General features: G+C 63.7%; 23 protein-coding genes and 1 tRNA gene. 15 read left to right on the top strand and 9 right to left on the bottom strand.

Annotated elements, in window-relative coordinates:
• Positions 1-258: 258 nt before the first annotated feature.
• Both ffh and rpsA read right to left on the bottom strand, forming a co-directional pair.
• Positions 259-1,599, bottom strand: a complete 1,341-nt coding sequence (ffh, locus tag QY325_05000; protein ID WKZ67282.1) for a signal recognition particle protein — start codon at positions 1,597-1,599, stop codon at positions 259-261.
• A gap of 536 nt (positions 1,600-2,135) precedes the next feature.
• Positions 2,136-3,989: a 30S ribosomal protein S1 gene (rpsA, locus tag QY325_04995; GenBank protein WKZ67281.1), complete on the bottom strand. Its 1,854-nt coding sequence runs from the start codon at positions 3,987-3,989 to the stop codon at positions 2,136-2,138.
• A 221-nt stretch (positions 3,990-4,210) separates the two neighbouring features.
• Between rpsA and QY325_04990 the strand changes: the two genes are divergently transcribed.
• The 11 genes from QY325_04990 to QY325_04940 all read left to right on the top strand — a co-directional run bounded on the left by QY325_04990 (position 4,211) and on the right by QY325_04940 (position 12,811).
• A tRNA-Arg gene (locus tag QY325_04990) sits at positions 4,211-4,284 on the top strand.
• A 102-nt stretch (positions 4,285-4,386) separates the two neighbouring features.
• Positions 4,387-5,178 carry a WecB/TagA/CpsF family glycosyltransferase gene (locus tag QY325_04985; protein ID WKZ67280.1) on the top strand — a complete coding sequence of 264 codons (792 nt, stop codon included), beginning with the start codon at positions 4,387-4,389 and terminating at the stop codon, positions 5,176-5,178.
• Between the two features lie 258 nt (positions 5,179-5,436).
• Positions 5,437-6,495: an undecaprenyl-phosphate glucose phosphotransferase gene (locus tag QY325_04980; GenBank protein WKZ67279.1), complete on the top strand. Its 1,059-nt coding sequence runs from the start codon at positions 5,437-5,439 to the stop codon at positions 6,493-6,495.
• Positions 6,496-6,615: 120 nt separating this feature from the next.
• Positions 6,616-6,870 carry a 30S ribosomal protein S20 gene (gene rpsT, locus QY325_04975; protein ID WKZ67278.1) on the top strand — a complete coding sequence of 85 codons (255 nt, stop codon included), beginning with the start codon at positions 6,616-6,618 and terminating at the stop codon, positions 6,868-6,870.
• A 65-nt stretch (positions 6,871-6,935) separates the two neighbouring features.
• Complete coding sequence (gene radC, locus QY325_04970) at positions 6,936-7,640, top strand: DNA repair protein RadC (GenBank protein WKZ67277.1); 705 nt, start codon at positions 6,936-6,938, stop codon at positions 7,638-7,640.
• Positions 7,637-8,752, top strand: coding sequence for a UDP-N-acetylglucosamine 2-epimerase (non-hydrolyzing) (gene wecB, locus QY325_04965; GenBank protein WKZ67276.1), 1,116 nt, complete (start codon positions 7,637-7,639; stop codon positions 8,750-8,752). The genes radC and wecB overlap by 4 nt, the downstream gene beginning before the upstream one ends.
• Before the next feature lie 163 nt (positions 8,753-8,915).
• Complete coding sequence (locus QY325_04960; protein WKZ67275.1) at positions 8,916-10,106, top strand: polysaccharide deacetylase family protein; 1,191 nt, start codon at positions 8,916-8,918, stop codon at positions 10,104-10,106.
• The gene (locus QY325_04955) at positions 10,103-11,008 is read left to right on the top strand and encodes a hypothetical protein (protein WKZ67274.1); all 906 of its coding nucleotides are present in this window, start codon (positions 10,103-10,105) and stop codon (positions 11,006-11,008) included. Before QY325_04960 ends, QY325_04955 begins: the two co-directional genes overlap by 4 nt.
• Positions 11,009-11,012: 4 nt before the next feature.
• The gene (gene upp, locus QY325_04950) at positions 11,013-11,663 is read left to right on the top strand and encodes a uracil phosphoribosyltransferase (protein ID WKZ67273.1); all 651 of its coding nucleotides are present in this window, start codon (positions 11,013-11,015) and stop codon (positions 11,661-11,663) included.
• A 3-nt stretch (positions 11,664-11,666) separates the two neighbouring features.
• Positions 11,667-12,119: a hypothetical protein gene (locus QY325_04945; protein ID WKZ67272.1), complete on the top strand. Its 453-nt coding sequence runs from the start codon at positions 11,667-11,669 to the stop codon at positions 12,117-12,119.
• Positions 12,116-12,811 carry a YjjG family noncanonical pyrimidine nucleotidase gene (locus tag QY325_04940; GenBank protein WKZ67271.1) on the top strand — a complete coding sequence of 232 codons (696 nt, stop codon included), beginning with the start codon at positions 12,116-12,118 and terminating at the stop codon, positions 12,809-12,811. Before QY325_04945 ends, QY325_04940 begins: the two co-directional genes overlap by 4 nt.
• On the opposite strand, the gene QY325_04935 is transcribed toward QY325_04940, so the two are convergent.
• The 5 genes from QY325_04935 to rsfS all read right to left on the bottom strand — a co-directional run bounded on the left by QY325_04935 (position 12,782) and on the right by rsfS (position 17,322).
• A complete protein-coding gene (locus QY325_04935) occupies positions 12,782-13,324 on the bottom strand; it encodes a hypothetical protein (protein WKZ67270.1) in 543 nt (180 codons plus the stop codon). The two genes, QY325_04940 and QY325_04935, sit on opposite strands and share 30 nt — an antisense overlap.
• On the bottom strand, positions 13,325-13,987 hold the full coding sequence (locus QY325_04930; protein WKZ67269.1) for a phosphatidylserine decarboxylase family protein: 663 nt from the start codon (positions 13,985-13,987) through the stop codon (positions 13,325-13,327).
• Between the two features lie 51 nt (positions 13,988-14,038).
• Positions 14,039-14,839 (bottom strand): phosphatidate cytidylyltransferase, encoded by an 801-nt coding sequence (locus QY325_04925; GenBank protein ID WKZ67268.1) that lies wholly within the window; start codon positions 14,837-14,839, stop codon positions 14,039-14,041.
• A gap of 90 nt (positions 14,840-14,929) precedes the next feature.
• Positions 14,930-16,927: an ATP-dependent zinc metalloprotease FtsH gene (gene ftsH / locus QY325_04920; protein ID WKZ67267.1), complete on the bottom strand. Its 1,998-nt coding sequence runs from the start codon at positions 16,925-16,927 to the stop codon at positions 14,930-14,932.
• Between the two features lie 20 nt (positions 16,928-16,947).
• On the bottom strand, positions 16,948-17,322 hold the full coding sequence (rsfS, locus tag QY325_04915; GenBank protein WKZ67266.1) for a ribosome silencing factor: 375 nt from the start codon (positions 17,320-17,322) through the stop codon (positions 16,948-16,950).
• A gap of 83 nt (positions 17,323-17,405) precedes the next feature.
• Between rsfS and QY325_04910 the strand changes: the two genes are divergently transcribed.
• Together QY325_04910 and rpmH are read left to right on the top strand one after the other, a co-directional pair.
• Entirely contained in the window at positions 17,406-18,146 is a 741-nt protein-coding gene (locus QY325_04910; protein WKZ67265.1) for a biotin--[acetyl-CoA-carboxylase] ligase, read from the top strand.
• A 62-nt stretch (positions 18,147-18,208) separates the two neighbouring features.
• Positions 18,209-18,367 (top strand): 50S ribosomal protein L34, encoded by a 159-nt coding sequence (gene rpmH / locus QY325_04905; GenBank protein WKZ67264.1) that lies wholly within the window; start codon positions 18,209-18,211, stop codon positions 18,365-18,367.
• Between the two features lie 69 nt (positions 18,368-18,436).
• Here the strand turns inward: rpmH and QY325_04900 are convergent, their stop codons facing one another.
• Together QY325_04900 and QY325_04895 are read right to left on the bottom strand one after the other, a co-directional pair.
• Positions 18,437-19,279, bottom strand: coding sequence for an alpha/beta fold hydrolase (locus QY325_04900; protein WKZ67263.1), 843 nt, complete (start codon positions 19,277-19,279; stop codon positions 18,437-18,439).
• 287 nt (positions 19,280-19,566) lie between these two features.
• On the bottom strand, positions 19,567-20,127 hold the full coding sequence (locus QY325_04895; GenBank protein WKZ67262.1) for a 3'-5' exonuclease: 561 nt from the start codon (positions 20,125-20,127) through the stop codon (positions 19,567-19,569).
• Between the two features lie 147 nt (positions 20,128-20,274).
• Here QY325_04895 and QY325_04890 point away from each other — a divergent pair, with 147 nt between their 5' ends.
• Entirely contained in the window at positions 20,275-20,823 is a 549-nt protein-coding gene (locus tag QY325_04890) for a 1-acyl-sn-glycerol-3-phosphate acyltransferase (GenBank protein WKZ67261.1), read from the top strand.
• A gap of 28 nt (positions 20,824-20,851) precedes the next feature.
• On the top strand, positions 20,852-21,379 hold the full coding sequence (locus QY325_04885) for a hypothetical protein (protein WKZ67260.1): 528 nt from the start codon (positions 20,852-20,854) through the stop codon (positions 21,377-21,379).
• Positions 21,380-21,389: the final 10 nt, after the last annotated feature.

The following is a 21,389-nucleotide window of genomic DNA, read 5'->3' as shown; positions in this document are numbered from 1 at the left end:
GAAGGTCGACGCGACTCTTTACCCCGAACTGGGGTTGCATTGGTATCTGCGTGAACGGGAGAAGCGGCAGCCCGGCGCGGTTGCGGCCTTGCGGGCGCGTGGAGCGAGGCGGCGACGCAGGAGCCCCCGCAGCCCGCGACCGCGAGCCGCGACAAGTCCGGCTAAAGCGTAGCACGCGACCCGAGGCTCTTGCGAGGGGCACGCCATCCTTCAACTCTGCTCGGGGCAGGTACCCTCGTACTCTCTCACCTTTTCGCCCTACCTCCTCATCCCCTGCATCGCCTGCATCTGCCGCATCATGTTCTGCATCTTGCTCTTGTCCCCCATCATCTTCATCATCTTCCGCATGTCCTCGAACTGCTTCATCAGCTTGTTCACTTCTTCGATGCCGCGGCCGCTGCCCTTGGCCAGGCGCGCGCGACGGCTGCCGTTGATGACCGAGGGATTCTTGCGCTCCTCCGGCGTCATGCTCTTGATGATGGCCTCGATACCCTTGAAGGCGTCGTCCGGGATATCGATGTTCTTCATCGCCTTGCCTACGCCGGGGATCATGCCCATGAGGTCCTTCATGTTCCCCATCTTCTTGATCTGCCCGATCTGCTCCAGGAAATCGTCGAAGCCGAACTGGTCCTTCGCGATCTTCTTGCTCAGCTCGCGCGCCGCCTTCTCGTCGAACTGCTCCTGCGCCCGCTCCACCAGCGAGACCACGTCGCCCATGCCGAGGATGCGGCCGGCCATGCGGTCAGGGTGGAACTCGTCCAGCGCCTCCATCTTCTCGCCCGTGCCGATGAACTTGATCGGCTTGTCCACCACGCTGCGGATGGAAAGCGCAGCGCCGCCGCGCGCATCGCCGTCGAGCTTGGTGAGCACCACGCCATCGATGTTCAGGCGCTCGTTGAAGGCCTTGGCCGTGTTCACCGCGTCCTGACCGGTCATGGCATCCACCACGAAAAGCGTCTCCTGCGGGTTGATCGCCTTCTTCACGCGGGCGATCTCGTCCATCATCTGCTCATCGATCGCCAGGCGGCCGGCGGTATCCACGATCACGGCCGTGAAGCCGTGCTGCTTCGCATGGGCGATCGCGTTCTGCGCGATGCTCACCGGATCCTTGTTCTCGCGCTCGCTGAACACCGCGATGTCCAGCTGCTTGCCGAGCGTCTCCAGCTGGTCGATGGCCGCGGGGCGGTACACGTCGCAAGCCACCAGCAGCGGGCGCTTGCCCTTCTTGCGGATGTAGTTGGCGAGCTTGCCGCTGAAGGTGGTCTTGCCGGAGCCCTGCAGGCCGCTCATGAGCACTACCGTGGGGTTGCCGCTCATGTTCATGCCGGCGCTCTGCCCGCCCATCAGCTCGGCCAGCTCGTCGTGCGTGATCTTGGTGAGCAGCTGCCCCGGGCTGATGCTCGTGAGCACGTTCTGCCCCAGCGCCTTGGCCTTCACCCGGTCGGTGAAGTCCTTGGCGGTCTTGTAATTCACGTCGGCATCGAGCAGCGCCTTGCGGATCTCCTTGGTGGTCTCCGCCACGTTGATCTCCGTGATCTGCCCCTGGCCTTTCAGCACCTTGAAGGCCCGCTCCAGCTTGTCGTTCAGATTCTCGAACATGTCGTTATCGAAAGGACCGCGAAGGTAGGCGGGGAGCGGAGCCCCAAGCCCTCTCGGCCCCCGCTCGCCACTTTGGAAGCCAGGACCCAGAGCTCATGCGAAAGGCTCGGCTTTGGCGTGCCCATCACCAGGGTACGCGCCCAAGAGCGGCTGCACGGCCGCGCCTTCTCGAATTCCGGTCCGGCCATCTTACTTGCTCGCATGCGGTGCAGGACCTCGCTTTCCTGGCTCTTGTGCCTCCTGACTGGGGCACAGAGCGCGCAGGACCCGGTTAAAGGCAGCCTCATCGCCTCGCAGGCATGCTTGGGGGTGGTGGAGTCGCTGCCCGAAAGCTTCCCTTCGGGGAACTCGGTTTTCCGTGCGGTGGATGGCCAGGGGACGACGGTTTGGAACCGGCGCCGTGGACAGCTTGGCGAGCTGGACCGGCCGGAAGGCGTTCGCAGCGGGGAGGGGAAGCCTTTGACCTGCCTGGCAGGAAGCAAAGAGCCCCGGCGATCGCCGGGGCTCTTTGCTTCTTGATGGCTCGGGAGTGCGAATCAGCCTTCGGCCTCGTCCTTCTTGTCCTTGGCGGCGCGCTCGTTGCTCTCCATGGAGCTCTTCAGGCTGCTCAGCACGCCGAGGTCACCGAGCGTGCTCTTCTCCACTTTGTCGTTCACGCTCTTCACGCTGGCGCTGGTGGCGGCGGTGTCGCCCTCCTTGCGGGTACGCTTGCCCTTGGCGACGGTCTCCAGGGGCTCATCGCCCTCCTCGAACGTGCGGGTGTGGCTCAGCACGATGCGGCGCGCGTCACCGTTGAACTCAAGGACCATGAAGGGGAGCTTCTCCTCCAGTTCAGCCTTCGAGCCGTCGGCCTTCTTCAGGTGCTTGGCGGTCACGGTGCCTTCCACGCCATAGGGTAGGCTCACCACGAAATTCTGGCCTGCGCGGCCCGTGATGGTGCCCTCATGAACGCTGCCCGGAGTGAACACGGTGGCGAACACCTCCCAAGGGTTCTCCTCCACCTGCTTGTGCCCGAGGCTCAGGCGACGGTTGTCCTTGTCCACTTCCAGCACCACCACTTCGATCTCATCGCCCACATTGCAGAACTCGCTGGGGTGCTTGATGCGCTTCGTCCAGCTGAGGTCGCTGATGTGGATGAGGCCATCCACGCCCTCTTCCAGCTCGGCGAAGATGCCGAAGTGGGTGAAGTTGCGAACCTTGGCGGTGTGCTTGGAGCGGACCGGGTACTTGAACTCGATATCGGCCCAAGGGTCGGGGCTCAGCTGCTTCATGCCCAGGCTCATCTTCCGCTCTTCGCGGTCGATGTTCAGGATGACGCACTCGATCTCCTGGCCCTCCTTCAGGAAGTCCTTCGGGCTGCGCAGGTGCTGGCTCCAGCTCATCTCGCTCACGTGCAGCAGACCTTCCACGCCGGGTGCCACTTCCACGAACGCGCCGTAGTCCGTGATCACCATCACCTTGCCCTTCACCTTGTCGCCGGCATTCATGTCGGCGCTCAGGGCATCCCAAGGGTGCGGTTGCAGCTGCTTCAGGCCCAGGGCGATCCGCTTCTTCTCGTCGTCGAAGTCCAGGATCACCACGTTGATCTTGTCGTCGAGCTTCACCACCTCCTCGGGGTGGCTCACGCGGCCCCAGCTCAGGTCGGTGATGTGGATCAGGCCGTCCACGCCGCCCAGGTCCACGAACACGCCGTAGCTGGTGATGTTCTTCACGGTGCCTTCCAGCACCTGGCCCTTCTCCAGGCCGCCGATGATCTGCTTCTTCTGGGCTTCCAGTTCAGCCTCGATCAGCGCCTTGTGCGAGACCACCACGTTCTTGAACTCCTGGTTGATCTTCACCACCTTGAACTCCATGTTCTTGCCCACGAACTGGTCGTAGTCGCGGATCGGCTTCACGTCGATCTGCGAGCCGGGCAGGAAGGCCTCGATGCCGAACACGTCCACGATGAGACCGCCCTTGGTGCGGCATTTCACGTAGCCGGTGATCACCTCGTTGGTCTCCATGGCGTGGTTCACCTTGCCCCACGCGTTGTGCACGCGCGCGGTCTTGTGGCTCACCACCATCTGGCCGCCCTTGTCCTCCTGCTTCTCGATGTACACCTCCACCTGGTCGCCGATCTTCAGATCGGGCTTGTAGCGGAATTCACTGATGGGAACAACGCCCTCGGACTTGTAGCCGATGTTGATCACCACCTCCTTCTTGTTCATGCCCACCACGGTGCCCATGAGGACCTCCTTCTCGGAGATGCTGCTCAGGGTCTTCTCGTAGGCGGCCTCCATCTGCTGGCGCGCATCAGCGGCCTGGCTCTTCCTGTCATCCTCGATGGCGGCCCAATCGAAATCGGCGGGCGGTTCGGCGAAGGTGACCTTGTTGTTCTCTACGGTTGACATCTGTTCCTGCTTGTATCCCGGACCGGGAGGATGCTGTCCGGAAGGGTTTGACGGGTGAGCCCATGGCATCCCTGCATGGGCGTTCCCTGAATTGGGGCCGCAAATGTAAGCGGAATTCGCGGGATATGAGCGGTTTGACTGATGCCCCCCAGCCCTTCGATGATTGCACCGGTTCAGCACTTCCTGCATGCACGCCGCGAAGTCTATCTTCGCCGCCCGATGGCCCCGTAGTTCAATTGGATAGAATGACAGATTCCGGTTCTGTTGGTTGCAGGTTCGAGTCCTGCCGGGGTCACAAGGCGGTGCGGAAGCACCGCCTTGTGCTTTCATTGCCAAGAAGTTGCATGGCGCTGTATCCTGCCGGGCCGGGATGCGTTGAACGTCACTCCTCCGAGTGATGACAGTTCCCTTCCGCTTGCCCAAGTACCGTGTCATCACTGCCCCGATCACCTGCGGTTCCTTCTCAGATCAGGTGGACGCCATTGCGGCGCTGGCACATGCGCGCATCTCCTCCTACGTGTGCTGCGTGAATGCCCACATGACGATGGAGGCCCGGGACAGCGGATTCGCCAAGGTGGTTTCTGGAGCGGATCTCGCGACGCCGGATGGTATGCCTGTGCTGCTGGCCATGCGTGGGCTGCACGGTGTCGATCAAGAGCGTGTGGCAGGCAATGACCTGATGCCAGCGCTGCTGGAAAAGGCGGAGTCGGAGGGACTTTCCGTATACCTCTACGGTGGGAGCGAGGAGGTGCACCGCAGGATCTTGGAGCGCGTGGCCCGGGAGCACCCCCGTTTGGTCATCGCTGGATGCCACGCCCCTCCCTATGGTCCCCTGAGCCAATTTAACTTAAGGGTCGAATCGAACCGTATCAATAGTACTGGTGCTCAGATAATCATGGTCTCGCTAGGCTGCCCCAAGCAGGAGCGCTTCATGGCGGCGCTCAAGGGGCGTGTGAACGGGGTGATGCTGGGCTTGGGAGGTGCCTTCCTGCTCTATGCCGGCATCGACTCGCGCGCCCCGAAATGGATGCGTTCGCTGTCCTTGGAATGGCTCTACCGGCTCTGGCTCGAACCCCGAAGACTCTGGAAGCGTTACCTAGTGACCAACGTGCTCTTCCTTGCGCACCTCGCCAGGGAGATTGTCAGGAGAATGACAAGGCCCAGAGCCTATGGCCATCCGATGGAGTGATGGCGCGACATGCTGCCGAGGGGGAGCCTGCATTTTCGGCGACCGAAACGTCCGTAATTCGACGAAGCGATAAAATCCTTCGACCAACTTGACAGAGTGCGAAGGGGCGTCTAGCTTTGTCCCACTCCTCACCCGACCACACACCACGAACAGCAGTCAGCAGAAGCGTCCAGCATGGAGCGAATCATTACGCCGAATCGGGGAGCGGGTGGCCGAGGCACGGGGGGGGGCGAGCGGGGGCAGGAATTGTCCACGCTGTTGCGCTCCGGCAAGATTTCACTGCAGCACGTGCAGACCGGCTTGAACAAGGTGCTCACCTTGGAGCCGCTCACCTCGGTGAAGGATCTGGTTATCGTGGGTGACAGCCCGGCAGCGGAGGAGATTTTCCGTTACTGCGAGGACCATACGGTACGGGGCTATCGCTTCCGCGGCATCTTCACTGATGAGCCGGTGGAGGGCATGCTCGCACAGCACCGCATGGGTGATGTGGAAGCCGTGAAGGCCTTCGCCGTGCAGAATCGCATCGACATCGTCTACTGCGCACTGCCCGGTACGCGCAAGCAGGAGATCACGGACCTGATGGAGTTCTGTGAGCGCAACACCATCCGCTTCCGGGTGATTCCCAGTTCCGACAGCTTCATCCCGGTGGTGAAGACCAGCGAACTGGAGTTCCATGGGGCCGTTCCGGTGAGCAAGCTCCGGAGCGAACCCCTCGACCGGCAGCTGAATCGCTGGATGAAGCGCGGGTTCGACATCGTGTTCTCCGCAGCCGTGATCCTCGTCATCTTCTCCTGGCTGTTCCCGCTTTTAGCACTCCTGATCAAGATGTCCAGCAAGGGCCCTGTGTTCTTCAAGCAGATGCGCCTGGGCCGTGACAACAAGGAGTTCGTGTGCTGGAAGTTCCGCAGCATGCGCATGAACAAGGAGGCCGATGTGAAGCAGGCCACCAAGAATGATCCCCGGGTGACCCCTATCGGGCGGTTCCTGCGCAAGAGCAACCTGGATGAGATGCCTCAGTTCATCAATGTGCTGCTCGGGCACATGAGCGTGGTGGGCCCGCGCCCTCACCCGCTGAGGCTGAACGACCAATACCGCGACATCATCGACAAGTACATGGTGCGCCATTTCGTCCGGCCCGGTATCACGGGATGGGCCCAGGTGAACGGCCTGCGCGGTGAGACCCGAACGCCCGAGTTGATGGAGCGCCGCGTGGAGATGGACATCTGGTATCTGGAGAACTGGTCCTTCTGGCTCGACCTCCGGATCGTGGTGAAGACCGTGACCAACATGTTCGGCAAGGACGAGATGGCCTATTGATGCGGCATTCCGCAACGTCTGGGGCCGGGATGACCGGCCCTTTTTCGTCAAAGTGCTTGGCGGCATCGGTTGTCCCACTATATTTGCGGCCCCTTAGCCCATGAGGCAGGGAGCGAATCAATGGCCAACCACAAGTCAGCCCTCAAGCGCGTCCGCCAGACCGAGACCCGGAACGAGCGCAACCGTTACCAGCACAAGACCACGCGCAATGCGGTTCGTGCCCTGCGCACCGCCTCGGATAAGAAAGAGGCGGAGAAGCTGCTTCCCGAGGTGACCGCCATGCTGGATAAGTTGGCCAAGCGGAACATCATCCACAAGAACAAGGCGGCCAACCTGAAGAGTTCCATCAAGAAGCACGTCAACGGGCTGAAGTGATTCGCGCCCGGATTACCTTGGACAGGTCCTCCATACGGGGACCTGTTCGCTTTCAGACCCCTGCGATGGAGGAACAAGAGGATGCGCGGATGCCGATTCGTGCATGGGCCAGGGATGACCGCCCTCGGGAGAAGCTGATGGCCCACGGCGCTCGGGCGCTGAGCGATGCCGAGCTCCTGGCCATTCTCATCCGCTCCGGATCCACCAAGGAGTCCGCGGTAGACCTGGCCAAGCGCATCATGGCGCACAACGGGAATGACCTGCACCGGCTGGCCAGGCTCGGTGTGGACGACCTGGTACGCTACAGCGGCATGGGGGAGGCCAAGGCCATCGCCATCGTTGCTGCCTTGGAGCTGGGGCGCCGCCGGAGGGCCACCGATCCGCCCGAGCGGCCGTCGGTCACCAGCAGCGCGGTGGCCTATGAGCTGATCCGGGCCAGCCTCGCCGACCTCCCAAGCGAGGAGTTCTGGCTGCTCCTCATGGACCGTGGCAACCGGCTGCTGGAGCGCATGCGGATCAGCGCCGGGGGGATGCATGGCACCGTGGCCGACCCCAAGGTCATCTTCAAGGCCGCCATCGACAAAAGGGCTTCCGGACTGGTGCTCTGCCACAACCACCCGAGCGGCCAGCTGAGGCCCAGCGAGGAGGACATCCGGCTGACCCGCAAGCTCACCGAAGGCGCACGGCTCCTGGATATCGCGGTACAGGACCACCTCATTGTAACGGCCACCGGTTACTTCAGTTTCGCCGATAACGGCATGATGGGATGAGGACGCTGCTCAGCATCGTGGGGGCAAGGCCCCAATTCGTGAAGGCTGCGGCCCTCCACCGCGCCATCGCAGCGCAGAAGGGCATCCGTCATGTGCTGCTGCACACCGGCCAGCACTACGACGACGCCATGAGCCGCATCTTCTTCGAGGAGCTGGAGATACCTGCCGCGGACATCCACCTCGGCGTGGGATCAGGCCGGCACGGGGAGCAGACGGCGCGCATGATACAGGGTATCGAGCAAGCCCTGCTCGAGCATCGCCCTGATGCGCTGATCCTCTATGGCGATACCAATAGCACCCTCGCAGGCGCCGTGGCTGCGTCAAAGCTCCGCGTTCCCATCGCGCATGTCGAAGCGGGGCTCCGCTCCTTCAACAAGGCCATGCCGGAGGAGGTGAACCGGGTGCTCTGCGATCATTGCTCCACTTGGCTGTTCTGCCCGACCTCCACCGCGGTCGACAACCTCGCGCGCGAGGGCTTTCGAACGGTCCAGCATCCGCATCCCAGCCCCGATTCCCCCTCTGTATGCCTCTCGGGCGATGTCATGCTGGACAACAGCCTGCATTTCGCAGCGGTCGCGGCCCAGCGGTCGCAGGTGCTTGAGGCGTTCGGCTTGGAGCCCCATGGCTATTTCCTGACCACCATCCATCGCGACTTCAATACCGATGATGCGGAGCGGCTTCGCACCATCATCACAGCGCTAACGGAGGCCTCTGCCCGGCATGGCCTCAGGGTGGTGATCCCCCTCCACCCGAGGACCAAGGCACGCCTCAGCCCGCTAGGACTGGAGGAGGCTGAGCTGGCCGGTCTTCAGGTGATTCCGCCCGCAGGCTACCTGGATATGATCGAACTGGAGCGCAACGCCCGGCTGATCATCACCGATAGCGGGGGGGTGCAGAAGGAAGCCTACTTCTTCCATCGCCCCTGCGTGGTGCTGCGGCCCGAGACCGAGTGGGTGGAACTCATCGATCACGGGCAGGCCGTGCTCGCCGATGCCGATCCGCAGCGCCTGGCGCAGGCGGTGAGCCACTTCATGGAGCAGGGCTTGCCTGATTGCCCTCCCTTGTACGGGGATGGCCATGCCGCAGAGGCCATTGTCAAAGCGCTGGCCTGAGCATCGGCGCTGGGCGGCTTGAGTACCTTGCCCGCGTCAATCACCGGTGACGCACATCAATGCCTGGATCGAGAAACCTGGCCCACGGGTCCGGTATGCCATTGATCATCTCGTGGGCCGCGTACTGGGCCTCGAGGTCCGGTTCATGGCCGACTTGCATGGGTTGAGGTCCGCAGAGGGCCCTGGACTGGCGTATTCGGAGTCCCCTGTGCAGGGGGCATTGTGGGTGGTGCCGCATGGCTGGCTCCAGGAGACCGGAACGGCGGCCATCGATCCTGTGGTGAGGGAGAGCGCCGATGGGCCCTTGCTGTTCCCAACGGACAAAGGCGACCTGCACTTCGATCCATTCGCGGCGGCCTTCTTCGCCCTCTCCCGCCATGAGGAATGGGGAGACCTTCCCGCGGATGCGCATGGCCGGCCCTTGACCAGGGCCTTGCACGCGGTCCGCAGGGGCTACGCGCAGCGCCCGGTGGTGGATGAATGGGCCCACATGCTGCTTGAGCGATGGCGAGTACGACATCCGGTGGCGCCAAGTCCCGAACGACGGTATCGCCAAGTGGTGACCGTGGATCTGGACAATGGCTTCAAGTACCGGGGCCGCTCATGGTGGCGTACGCTTGGTTCGTGGTCCCGCGATGCTTTGCGCGGAGATGGCTTCGCACTGGCGGAGCGGCTGCGCGTGCTCTTGGGCAGAGCGCACGATCCCTACCAGCTCGGTGACGACACGCTGGCATGGCTCGGCGATGGCGCCGACCGCGTCCTGTTCTTCGTACTGGCTGCCGACCGCGGTCCTTGGGACCATGCCGTCCCGGTGCTCCATGGCGGATACGCGGAGTACCTGCGCGGGTTGGCCCGGCGCTTCGAGATCGGCATCCACCCATCCTACAGAACCAGTGCGCAACCGGGTCTGACCGCGCAGGAGCGCTCGCGGCTGGCTCACGTGATAGGCAGGCCGGTCACGCTCAGCCGTCAGCATTTCCTCCGGTTCCGCACGCCCCGTACGTTCCGCGAGCTGGTGGGCATGGGCGTGGCCGAGGAGCATAGCATGGGCTACCATGACCTGCCGGGGTTCCGTGCTGGGACTTGCACCCCATACCCTTGGTTCGATCTGGAGCGGAATGAGCCCACGGCCCTGATGGTCCATCCGTTCACGGTGATGGACAACACGCTGCGCGACAAACTGCACCTCGCCCCGGAAAAGGCGGTCGAGGCCGTACTGCCCTTGATCCAATCGGTGAAGCGCGTCAGGGGCACGTTCACGGGCCTCTGGCACGAGAGCTTCCTCGCGCCGACCGGGCCCTCAGCAGCATGGCGTGAGGCGGTGCGGCGGATCATACATGCCGCCCGGCCATGATTCGCCACCTGCCGCACGCTGCCATCGATAAACAGCGATGGGATGAGGCCTTGGGGGCCTGCGCCAACCGTCTCTGGTACGCCCAGAGCTGGGTGCTCGATCGCGTCAGCCCGGGCTGGGAGGCACTCCTTGATGAGGAGCAGGGGGCCATGATGCCGCTTACCCGGCGCCGCAAGTGGGGTATCGACTACCTCTTCCAACCGCTCGGTGTCCAGCAGCTTGGCGTGTTCGCCTCGCGGCCCGATGAGGGCCTTGAAGCCGCATTTCTGGAGCGCATGCCGTCGCGATTCCGCTACGCCGACATCCAGCTGAACGAGGCCATGGGAGCCGGTCCATTCAAGGGTTTCACGCAGCATCAGCGCACCAACCAGGTGCTCAGCCTAGGGCAGCCGATCGCTGCATTGCGTGCCGCCTACTCTCCGAATCACCGGAGGAACCTCCGTGCAGCGGATCACGGCCTCCTGACCGATACGATGCCCGTATCGGAGTTCGTCGCGCTCTTCCGTAGCACCACCGGTGCTCGTTTCGGCCCCGGTGCCGTGCGCGGCCTTGAGGCCTTCGGCGAGGCGCTGGCCGAGGGCGTGGCCCGCGGTCAATGCGAGGTGGTGGCGCTCAGCGATGGCTCGGCACGCATCGCTGCGGCCTGCTTCGCCACCTGGGGCGGGCGTACCATCCTGCTGAAGGCTGCCAATACCGTGGCCGGCCAGCGCGCAAGGGCCATGTTCCGGATCGTGGATGCCTGGATCGCGCAGCATGCCGGGCAACCCCTGCTCATGGATTTCGCGGGATCCGAAACGCCCAGCGTGGCGCGCTTCAATGCGGGCTTCGGTGCGCAGCCCAGGGTATATTTACGCCTGGTGCGGAACCGTCTACCGGCCCCCCTACGATTAATCAAGCGATAGCAGCATGGTGTTGGAATTGGCGAAGCAGCGGAGCATCGTGGGGCACTTCCTCGCGGAACTGCGCGATGTGGGGGTGCAGAAGGACCCGATGCGCTTCAGGCGCAACTTGGAACGGGTGGGGGAGGCATTGGCACTGGAGATGAGCCGCACGCTGGAATACGAAGAGCAGGAGGTGATCACCCCCTTGGGCGTGGCGCGTGCCCACCTGCTGCGGGAGCAGCCCGTCCTGGCCACCATCCTCCGCGCCGGCCTTCCCCTCCATCAAGGCGTCCTCAATTACTTCGACCGGGCCGACAGCGCCTTCATCAGCGCCTACCGCAAGCACCGCAAGGGAGAGGACGGATTCGACATCGAGGTGGAGTATCTGAGCAGCCCGTCCATAGCCGACCGGGTGCTCGTGCTCTGCGATCCGATGCTCGCCACTGGCCAGAGCATGGTGCTGGTGTATCGGGCGCTGCTGCGGCACGGCGCACCCAAGGCGCTTCATGTGGTGACGGCCATCGCCAGCAGCGAAGGACTGGAGCACGCCAGGCTCCACCTGCCGGCCGGCACGCGGTTCTGGGTCGGGGCCATCGATGATGAGATGACGGCTCAAGCCTACATCGTGCCCGGGCTTGGCGATGCCGGCGACCTGGCCTACGGCCGAAAGGTGTAAGCCATGGATGCCTTGGGCGCCATCACCGTGCTGGGCACCAGCATCGTGAAATTCCTGTTCGCGGCAGCGGTCTCCTACGGGTTCCAGCACACGTTCGCGCAAACGGTCCTGCTGCTCGCGCTGGGCGGAGCGATCGGCACGGTGGTCTTCTACCTCCTGGGCTTGCGCCTGCTGCGCTGGCTTCAGCGCCGCTCCCTGCATCGCCGTGCAGCGCGCATCGCGCAGGGACTGCCGCCGCGGAAGGTGTTCACGCGCACCAATCGCTTCATCGTGCGGGTGAAGCGCACCTACGGGCTGATCGGCCTGGCGGTGATGCCGCCCATACTCTCCATCCCGATCACCTCACTGGTGGCTGCGAAGTACTACGGTCACGATCGGCGCACGCTGCCCTACCTGCTCTCTGCGGTGGTGGCGTGGTCCGTGGTCCTCAGCACGGCATGGGGTTTCCTCCGGTGAAACGCTACGCGCACCTCTTCTTCGATCTGGATCACACGCTGTGGGACTTCACGACCAATTCGCGCACGACGCTCGCCGAGCTGCACAGCCATCATCGATTGGCCGACCGGGGCATCCAGGACACGGAGGCCTTCATCGCCGCCTATGAGCGGATCAATGCGTTGCTGTGGGCCGAGCTCAGCAAGGGCCGCATGCCGAAGGAGGTCCTGCGTGTGCTCCGCTTCCGCCGGGTGCTGCAGCATTTCGGGGTCGCCGATGGCCGGCTCGCGGCCGCTTTGTCCGCCGACTACTTGGCCCATTGCCCATTGAAGTCCGCACTGATGCCCGGGGCGCGTGAACTCCTGGCCGGGCTTGAAGGCCGGTACAGGCTCCATATCATCACCAACGGCTTCGAGGAGGTGCAGCGCGTAAAGCTCGGCTCCAGCGGCATCGCGGCGCATTTCGATGTGGTGCTCACCAGTGAGCGGGCCGGGGCCCCGAAGCCCCATCCGCGCATCTTCCAGGAGGCGTTGCGCCGCTCAGGAGCGGCAGCCGACAACTGCCTTATGATCGGGGACAGCGCCGATGCGGACATGGCCGGCGCACGCAGCGCGGGCTGGGACCATGCGCATTTCCACGCGGAGGCCGAGCCGGACCCCGGAGCGACATACCGGGTGGCTCACCTATCGGACCTGCTGCCCATCCTGGGGTAGGAGGGCGGCAAGGGTATCGGGCACGAAGAGGTAGTCCATATCGAAATGCTTGCCCGTGATGTGGCTGTACCGGTGGAAATGGACGCGGGAAGCGCTCTCCACACGGCCCCGATAGCTGATCTCGCCCTTCTCCGGGCGTGTGATGAAGTACAGGCTGTCGCCCTCCACCCGGGCCATGACATTATAGAGGCCCATCGCAGGATTGCCCTTGGTGTCGCGGGTGAGGAAGGCGGGAAGGGTCGATTCAATCTGCTTGGTTCCATTGACAAGCACCACGCGCCCTTCCGGCCAGAAGCGCATCAAGTAGCGCAGGTCGCCCCGATCGCACCGGTAATGTCCGTCGTACCGCAGACCGAGCCCCTCGAACGGGCTGGGGCCGCTGTAAGCGGCCTCACCGCTCGGTTCCTGCATGCCCGAGCCGTCGGCGGCAGGCTTGGAGAGCATCCTGTAGGCCAGCACCACCGCTAGCAGCGCGATGAGGATTAGAAGGAGGGTCTTGACCGTGCGGATCATTCAGCATGCGAATTGAGCGATCACCGAAACGGAACCCTGCACCTTGTCACCGAGCTTCACCGAGACCCGTGCATCGCAGGGCAGCAGCACATCCACGCGTGACCCGAACTTGATGAACCCGAACTCGGCACCTTGGCGGGCCGGCTGCCCAGGCCGGCTGTAGGTGCAGATCCGTCGGGCCAGGGCCCCCGCTATCTGCCGGAAGAGCACCTCGCCATGCCGGGCGTGCCGCACCACAACCGTGCTCCGCTCATTCTCCGTGCTGCTCTTCGGATGCCAGGCCACCAGGTACTTGCCCGGATGGTACTTGTAATAGCTCGTTGTACCCCCGATGGGGTAGTAGTTCACATGCACGTTGAGCGGCGACATGAAGATGCTCACCTGCAGACGTTTGTCATTGAAGTACTCAGGCTCATGCACCTCCTCGATGGCCACTACCTTCCCGTCGGCCGGCGACAGGACATGTGCATCGTTGGCGGGAACGAGGCGTGACGGCACACGGAAGAACCACACGATGATCGCCAGCAGCGCCAGGAGCAGACCGCTCAGCGCAATGGCGAATGCCGGCGGCAGGATCGGCCAGTTCCAGATACCGAACAGGCCGAAGGCCACAGCCGAAACCGTCAGCAGGAGGGTGGGGGTGCCTTCGCGATGCAGGCGCATGCGGCAATGGGTAGGGCGGCGGCGAAGATAGCCGTGGCCGGTAACCCCAATTCAGGGTCCCAAGGCCTCCAGCAGGTAGTATGCGGCAGGCGCAGCGAACAGGAAGCCATCGAAGCGGTCCAAAGCACCGCCATGGCCGGGCATTAGCCGGCCGCTATCCTTCACCCCGGCAGCCCGCTTGATGGCGCTTTCGAAAAGGTCACCCAGGGTGGCGGAGAGCGAGATGACCAAGGCCATCATGAGCCATTCGGTTGCAGGCAGCACCTGCGGCCAAGCGATGGCCAGGCCATAAGCCGCTCCAAAAGCCAGTGCAACACCGCCGAACAAGCCCTCCCAGGTCTTGCCGGGGCTGACCGCAGGCAGGAGCTTGTGGCGGCCGATCGCCTTTCCCACCAGGTAGGCCCCGCTGTCATTGGTCCAGAGCAGGAGCAGGAAGCCGATCAGCAGCAGCGGGTCGTGAACGACCAGAAGCGTGGCGAAGCTCAGGGGGAGACCGACGAGCGCGGCCCCACCGACCTGGATCAGGAACTGCCGGCCGGAATCGGGCTGCCCGCTGCGGAGCGCCGCCAAACAAGCGAGGAGCAGCAGGCCAACCAGTGCGGCTGCACTGGCTGCCACGTCGTAGCCGAAGGCGGTCGCAACCCCAGCGGCGTAGGCACCCAGCACGACGAGGACCGTTCGCAACAGGGTGCGGCCGGATGGGGCAATGAGGAGCCGGTGCCACTCCCCTGCGGCGAACACGGTCACCACGCCGAAGAGCGCCGTTGTGCTGATGCTGCCCCACCACGCACAGAGCAGCAGCGTTGCAGCGAAGACGGCACCGCTGGCGGCGCGAACGGAAAGCTCTCTCATGGTGGGCCGGCCGGTGGCCAAGTTAGGACCGCGCTGACTTCAGCGGCGCTGAGCCGTCCTGCCCCATGGGAGTCACCGGCCGGTTCAGCCTCAGGCTGACTCCTGGGCGCCACCCGGCACGGCCGCCTCCTGCTTGCTGCTGCCGTTGGTATGGCCGGCCACCCCCTCCACGGCACTGCCGAAGCGGCGCTCGCCGAAGATCTTCTCAAGGTCCTCCTTGAAGATCACCTCCTTCTCCAGCAATTGCGTGGCCAGCGCGGTGAGCTTGTCCTTGTTCTCCGCAAGGATCCGCTTGGCCCGCTGATACTGCCCTTCCACGATCTTGCTCACTTCCTCATCGATCGCCTGGGCGGTCTTCTCGCTGTAGGGCTTGCCGAAGGTGTACTCGCTCTGACCGGTGCTGTCATAGAAGCTGATGTTGCCGACGCGGTCGTTCAGGCCGTACATCGTGACCATGGCATAGGCTTGCTTGGTCACCTTCTCCAGGTCGCTGAGGGCGCCGGTGCTCACCTTGCCGTAAACGACATCCTCGGCTGCCCGGCCTCCGAGGGCCATGCACATCTCGTCCAGCATCTGCTCGGCGGTGGTGAGATGGCGCTCGTCCGGCAGGTACCAAGCGGCACCCAGGGAGCGCCCACGGGGCACGATGGTAACCTTGATCAACGGAGCGGCATGCTCCACCAGCCAGCTCACTGTGGCGTGGCCGGCTTCATGGAAGGCGATGGCGCGCTTCTCCTCGGTGGTGATGATCTTGTTCTTCTTCTCCAAGCCGCCGATCACACGGTCCACAGCATCGAGGAAATCCTGCTTGTCGACGCTCTTCTTCTTCTTGCGTGCCGCGATAAGGGCGGCCTCGTTGCAGATGTTGGCCAGGTCCGCGCCGCTGAACCCAGGGGTCTGTTTCGCCAGGAAGCCTACGTCCACGGTCAGGTCGAGCTTCAAGGGCTTCAGGTGCACCTTCAGGATCTCCTCGCGCTCGTTCAGGTCGGGCATGTCCACGAAGATCTGCCGGTCGAAACGGCCCGGGCGAAGCAGCGCGCGGTCGAGCACGTCGGCCCGGTTGGTGGCACCGATCAGGATCACCCCGCTATTGGTCCCGAAACCGTCCATCTCGGTGAGGAGCTGGTTCAGGGTATTCTCGCGCTCGTCGTTGGCGCCCATGCTCACGCTGCGGCCGCGAGCCCGGCCGATGGCGTCGATTTCGTCGATGAAGATGATGCTGGGGGCCTTCTCCTTGGCCTGCTTGAACAGGTCGCGCACACGGCTTGCCCCCACGCCTACGAACATCTCCACGAAGTCGGAGCCGCTGAGGCTGAAGAAGGGCACGTTCGCCTCGCCGGCAATGGCCTTGGCGAGGAGGGTCTTGCCGGTGCCCGGAGGCCCCACCAGCAGCGCTCCTTTCGGAATCTTGGCGCCCAGGTCCGTGTATTTCTTGGGGTTCTTCAGGAAGTCCACGATTTCCTGCAGTTCCTCCTTGGCTTCCGCCAGGCCGGCCACGTCGTTGAAGGTGACATTGGTGCTCTTGCCGCCCTCGAACACCTGTGCGCGGCTCTTGCCGATGTTGAAGATCTGGCCCCCGGGGCCGCCACCTCCGCCGATCCTTCGCATCACGAAGACCCAGATCAGGATCATCACGCCGAAGAACACCACCCAATAAACCACCTCGCGCCCCCAGTTGTCCTGGGTCTCATACTCGTAGGGAATGCCATGCTTGCGGGCCTCTAGGACCAGGTCGTTGCGCTCCACATCGCTGTTGCCTTGGTTGAAGGCGTATTGCGGGCCCGTGGCATTGTCGCCGCTCAGCGCACCGCCCTTCAGTTTGCTCTTGTGCGGCTCCTGCGTCAGCCGCTCCTTCTTGATGTAGACCTTGACGATCTGGTCGTTCACGATCACGATCCGCTCCACGTCGCCGTTGGCCGCCATCGCCTTGTACTCGGTGGGCGTGATCTTCTCCATACGCCCCCCGTACTGGAAGAGCTGGATGGAGAGGATGACGAGGATGATGATCCCGTAGATCCAGTAGAAATTGAACGACCGTTTGGGTCGTTCGTTCGGCTGTCGGTCGCTGCGTTCAGTCTTGTTCTCCACGTCTTCGTTGCTATTGGCGCTCAGGCCACATTGTCATATCGCTTCCGCGCAGCATCGCCCCAAAGGTCCTCCAGGGCATAGAATCCCCGCTTGTCCCGGTGGAAGATGTGCACCACCACGTCCACGAAATCCAGCAGCACCCACTCGGCGTTGCGCTCCCCTTCGGTGTGCCAAGGTTTCTCTCCGGTGCGGTTGCGGACGGTCTCAAGCACAGACCGGGTGATGGCCTCCACTTGAGTGTCCGAATCGCCATGGCAGACGATGAAGTGGTCGCAGACCGCATTGGGGATACCCCGCAGGTCGAGATGCACGATCTCACGCCCCTTGACCTCCTGAATCCCGCCGATCACGGCATCCACCAGCTTGGCGGAGCTCCCGCCGGCCTGCTTTTTCATCCGGATTACCTTGGTGCGTTCAAAGGTAGGGCATGCACGCTCGAACAACGGGTGACGCAAGGCTCTAAACAGCAAGTGCTACCATGTCGTTCGGCACCCCGTTGCTCGAATTCCCAGAACTGCACAGCACCAACAAAACGGCTGCCGAACTCGTGGCGGCCGGCAAGGCGGGCCACGGGGCTGTCATTCTGGCTCATGCGCAGACGGCAGGGCGCGGGCAGCAGGGTCGTGTATGGCGCTCGGTGGCAGGGGTGGACCTCGCGCTCAGCATAATAACCCAACCGGTGGGCCTCAGAGCCGATGCGCAGTTCGGCTTGGCGAAGGTGGCTGCACTGGCCGTGCACGATACGGTAAGGGACCTGGCCGGTGCCGAGCCGAGTATCAAATGGCCGAACGATGTGCTGGTGGAGGGGCGCAAGGCGGCCGGCATACTGATCGAGAACGAGTTGGCCGGAGACAAGGTGTCCCTGAGCATCATTGGTATCGGCCTCAACGTGAACAGCACCTCCTTTGCGGAGGAGTTGGTGGCCACAAGCCTGGCCTTGGAGGCGAGAGGGGCTCTAGATCGGTGGGTGGTGCTGAGGCATCTCCTGGGCCGCTTCGGGCATTGGTGGGGAAGGTGGGATGAGGACCGTGAGGCTGGATTGGCATCCTATACTGACCGGCTATGGACCCGTGGCCGCTGGACCCGGATGCAGCTCGATGGGGCCATGATCAGCGCAAGGCCGTTGGACGTGGATCACTTAGGGAGGCTCATCGTCGAAATGGAGGATGGGGCGGTTCAGGCCTTCGGTTCGGACAGGCTGCGGTTCGCGCCCCGCTGAGCGGATTTGGCGGAGCAGGGAAAAGGCCTACATTTGCCGACCCTTAACGAAACTCGACGGTCATGAAGCGCACGTATCAGCCCAGCAAACGCAAGCGGATCAACAAGCACGGCTTCCGCGAGCGCATGAGCACCGCTAGCGGTCGCGCCGTGCTGGCCAGCCGTCGCCGCCAAGGCCGCAAGAAGCTCACGGTGAGCGACGAGCGCGTAGGGGCGAAGTAAGCAACCCGCATCCTGAATCATGGAAGGCCGCCTTATGGGCGGCCTTCTCCATTCGGTTGCATCAGGAGCCTAGTCGCCCAGCAATTCACGCATGGCATCACCCAACTCGGTGGTGAGGAGCACATGCCCGAAGGGGAGCTCATGCTGGCGGATAACCTCGGGGGCATGCCCGCTTAGGCGGGGGCCGAGTGCGGGCTTGATGATCCGGTCGTGCTTCCCGAAGAAGAGATGGATGGGAAGGCGCAGTCCAGCAGCGCCCTTGGCCACGGCCCCGAGATCGGGCTCGATGCGGCGATAGCTCAGCCATACATCGTGCACCAGCTGCCGTTTGGCGCGGCTGTCAGTTTGCCCCTTGAGGAACCGGTGCATGCGCTCATTCATCAGTCGCATGGCGCGGAGAACGTCGATGAGGAGGTGGATGCGGCCCGGGTGGGCAACGAACCGCTTGTAGGCCCATCGGCCCGGCGCGGAGGCCGCCAGGCCTCGGTACCAAGGCCGGGTCTTCAGGCCGTCGGGCGCTGCAAGGAACGCGATGCAGAACCGCTCCGGCAGTTGCTCCAGCAGGCAGAGCGCAATGCGACCGCCAAGGCTGTACCCGATTAGGGCTGCCTTCGGCGCTTGCATGGAGTCGAGGAAGGCCCGGAAGAATGATGCCAGCTCCTCCGGTGCGAAGGGCTCGTCCGCCCGGTGGGGGTACCCGGGGCTTTGCCCGTGGAAATGAAGGTCGAAGGCGTGTATGGTCAGGCGATCGCCCAGCGGACCTTGCAGGATGCGATAGTCCTCTCCGGTCCGTCCGAAGCCATGGAAGGCGACAGCTTGCAGCGGGCCTTGGCCATAGGTCCGGTAGGCCAGCGTTACGCCGTGCGTGAAATAGCGCACCGGTGCGGGTCCGCTCTGTGGGTGCAGGGTCATCGGCGCTGCGAAGTTCGCCCCTCCAGCCCTCAGCGGCACGGGGGGGGGCAGCCGATGGCACCCCATCGCAGGCCCCCAAGAACAGCGGAACCGCCAAGGCTGTGCCCGGGCGGTCCGCCGACCAGAACGCCTCCCGCCGAGGCGGGAGCTTCGCTCACCACAAGGCTATGGCGCGGGAACGGGCTTTGGAGCAGCACCTAGGACCAGATCGCTGACATCCTATACAGGCCTGCCAGTTCGGAATCCAGCGACCCGGAGGTCACAGGGGAGCCTTGGGTCCCTTGGGTTCAGGCCCGCACCGCTCGATGCAGCGGAACTACAGCATCCGTGACCGCTTGGTGCCCGTAGGCATCGATGTACCGCCCCAGAAGCTGAGCGGTAGCCTCCGCATCGGCCATGGCCCTGTGTGCCTTGGGGAAGTGGATGCCGAAATACCGGCACAGGCTGCCTAGGTTATAGTGCTCCAGATGCGGCACCAAGCGGCGCCCCAGCCTTTCGGTGCAAAGGGTGGAGCGCTCGAAGACCAAGCCGGTGCGCGCGAACTCATGCGCAAGGGCCGTCATGTCGAAGCGCACGTTATGGGCCACCACGATGCGGTCCTGTGTGAGGGTTTCGATGGAGCGCACCACTTCATGGAAGGCCGGTGCACCGCGCAGCAACCGGTCATCGATGCCGGTGAGCTTACGGGTGAACCAAGGGACTCGCTGACGCGGCTGGATGAGACTTGACCATCGCAGGCGCTCCTGAGCGCCATCCATGGCCACGATCGCGACCTCCATGACGCGTCCCTCGGAGGGATTTCCCTCGGTGGTCTCCACATCCAGCACCGCGAACCGTAGCCCTAGCATGGCGCCCTCATACGCCGGTGGGGCCGGAGGGGTTGCTCGCGGGGAACTCGGGATGGGGATGCGCAGCATGACCAGCGTTCCAAAGATGCTGCTGCGCATGCAAGCGGCCAAATCCGGCATCCGATGCCAGCGCCCATCTTTGCCATCATGCGCTTCCTCTACGAACTCGTCTTCCAACGGGTGCTGGGTTGGCGAATCCAGGATGAGCGGCCGCCCGGAGTGGATCGGTACATCATCGTGGTGGCCCCGCATACCAGCAACTGGGACTTCCTCGTCGGCCTCGCCGTGCGCAGCATCGCCCGCTTGCAGGATGTGAAGTACCTGGCGAAGGATTCCCTCTTCGGACCCCTTACGGGATGGTTCTTCAAGGCTTTGGGCGGCTACCCTGTTGACCGCAGCAAGCACAACAACATGGTAGACGCCGTGGTGGCCATGTTCCAGCGCGGCGAAATCAAGAAGATCGCCATCACGCCGGAGGGCACCCGTTCCTATCAGCCGAATTGGAAGACCGGCTTCCACCGGATCGCCACGAGGGCCGGGGTGCCCATCCTGCTGGCTACGTTCGACTACCCCAACAGGCTTTGCATCATCACGGCGCCGTTCCCGCTGACGCAGGACCCCGAGGCCGATATCGCGCGGATGAAGGACTGGTTCAGGCCGCACAAGGGCAAGCATCCCGACCTTGGCATCCGCTGATGGCATCACTATTGCATCCACGGGGCGTATGAACCGTTTCCCCGGCCTGGCATTCATGGCCCTGCTTCCGCTGATCACCAGCGCACAGGAGCGATTCCCCGCCATCAAGGGCGAGCTCGCGGACGGCCGCACAGTGGAGCTTCCTGGCCATTCGGCCGCGGATTTCGTCCTTATCGCCGTGGCTGCCGGCCAGCGGGCTCAGCCGGCATTGGAGGGATGGTACGAGCCGGCCTATTTGCGGTTCGTGGCGAAACATGGCCTGTTTGCCGGTGCATATTCCGCAGAGGTCTATTTCGTGCCGTTGTTCACTGGCGCCAACAAAGCGGCCTATGAGCCAAGCCTTAAGCGCTTCCGGAAGAGCGCGGCCCCCGAGGTGGCCGACCGCGTGGTGTTCGTGAAGTCGGATACGGACGAGTTCCAAAGGGCCTTGGGCCTGAAGGACAGGGGCCGGCCCTACTTCTTCGTGGTCGACAAAGAGGGGCGGATCCTGCACCGTACGGAAGGGGAGTTCTCAGACGACAAGCTGGAGGCCATCGAGGAAGTGCTGCTGCGATGAGGCGGCGACT

The organism is Flavobacteriales bacterium, assembly GCA_030584065.1.
GTDB lineage: Bacteria > Bacteroidota > Bacteroidia > Flavobacteriales_F > PHOS-HE28 > PHOS-HE28.
Note: the sequence above shows the minus strand (reverse complement) of the source record. Positions and strands in the feature narration are given on the sequence as shown.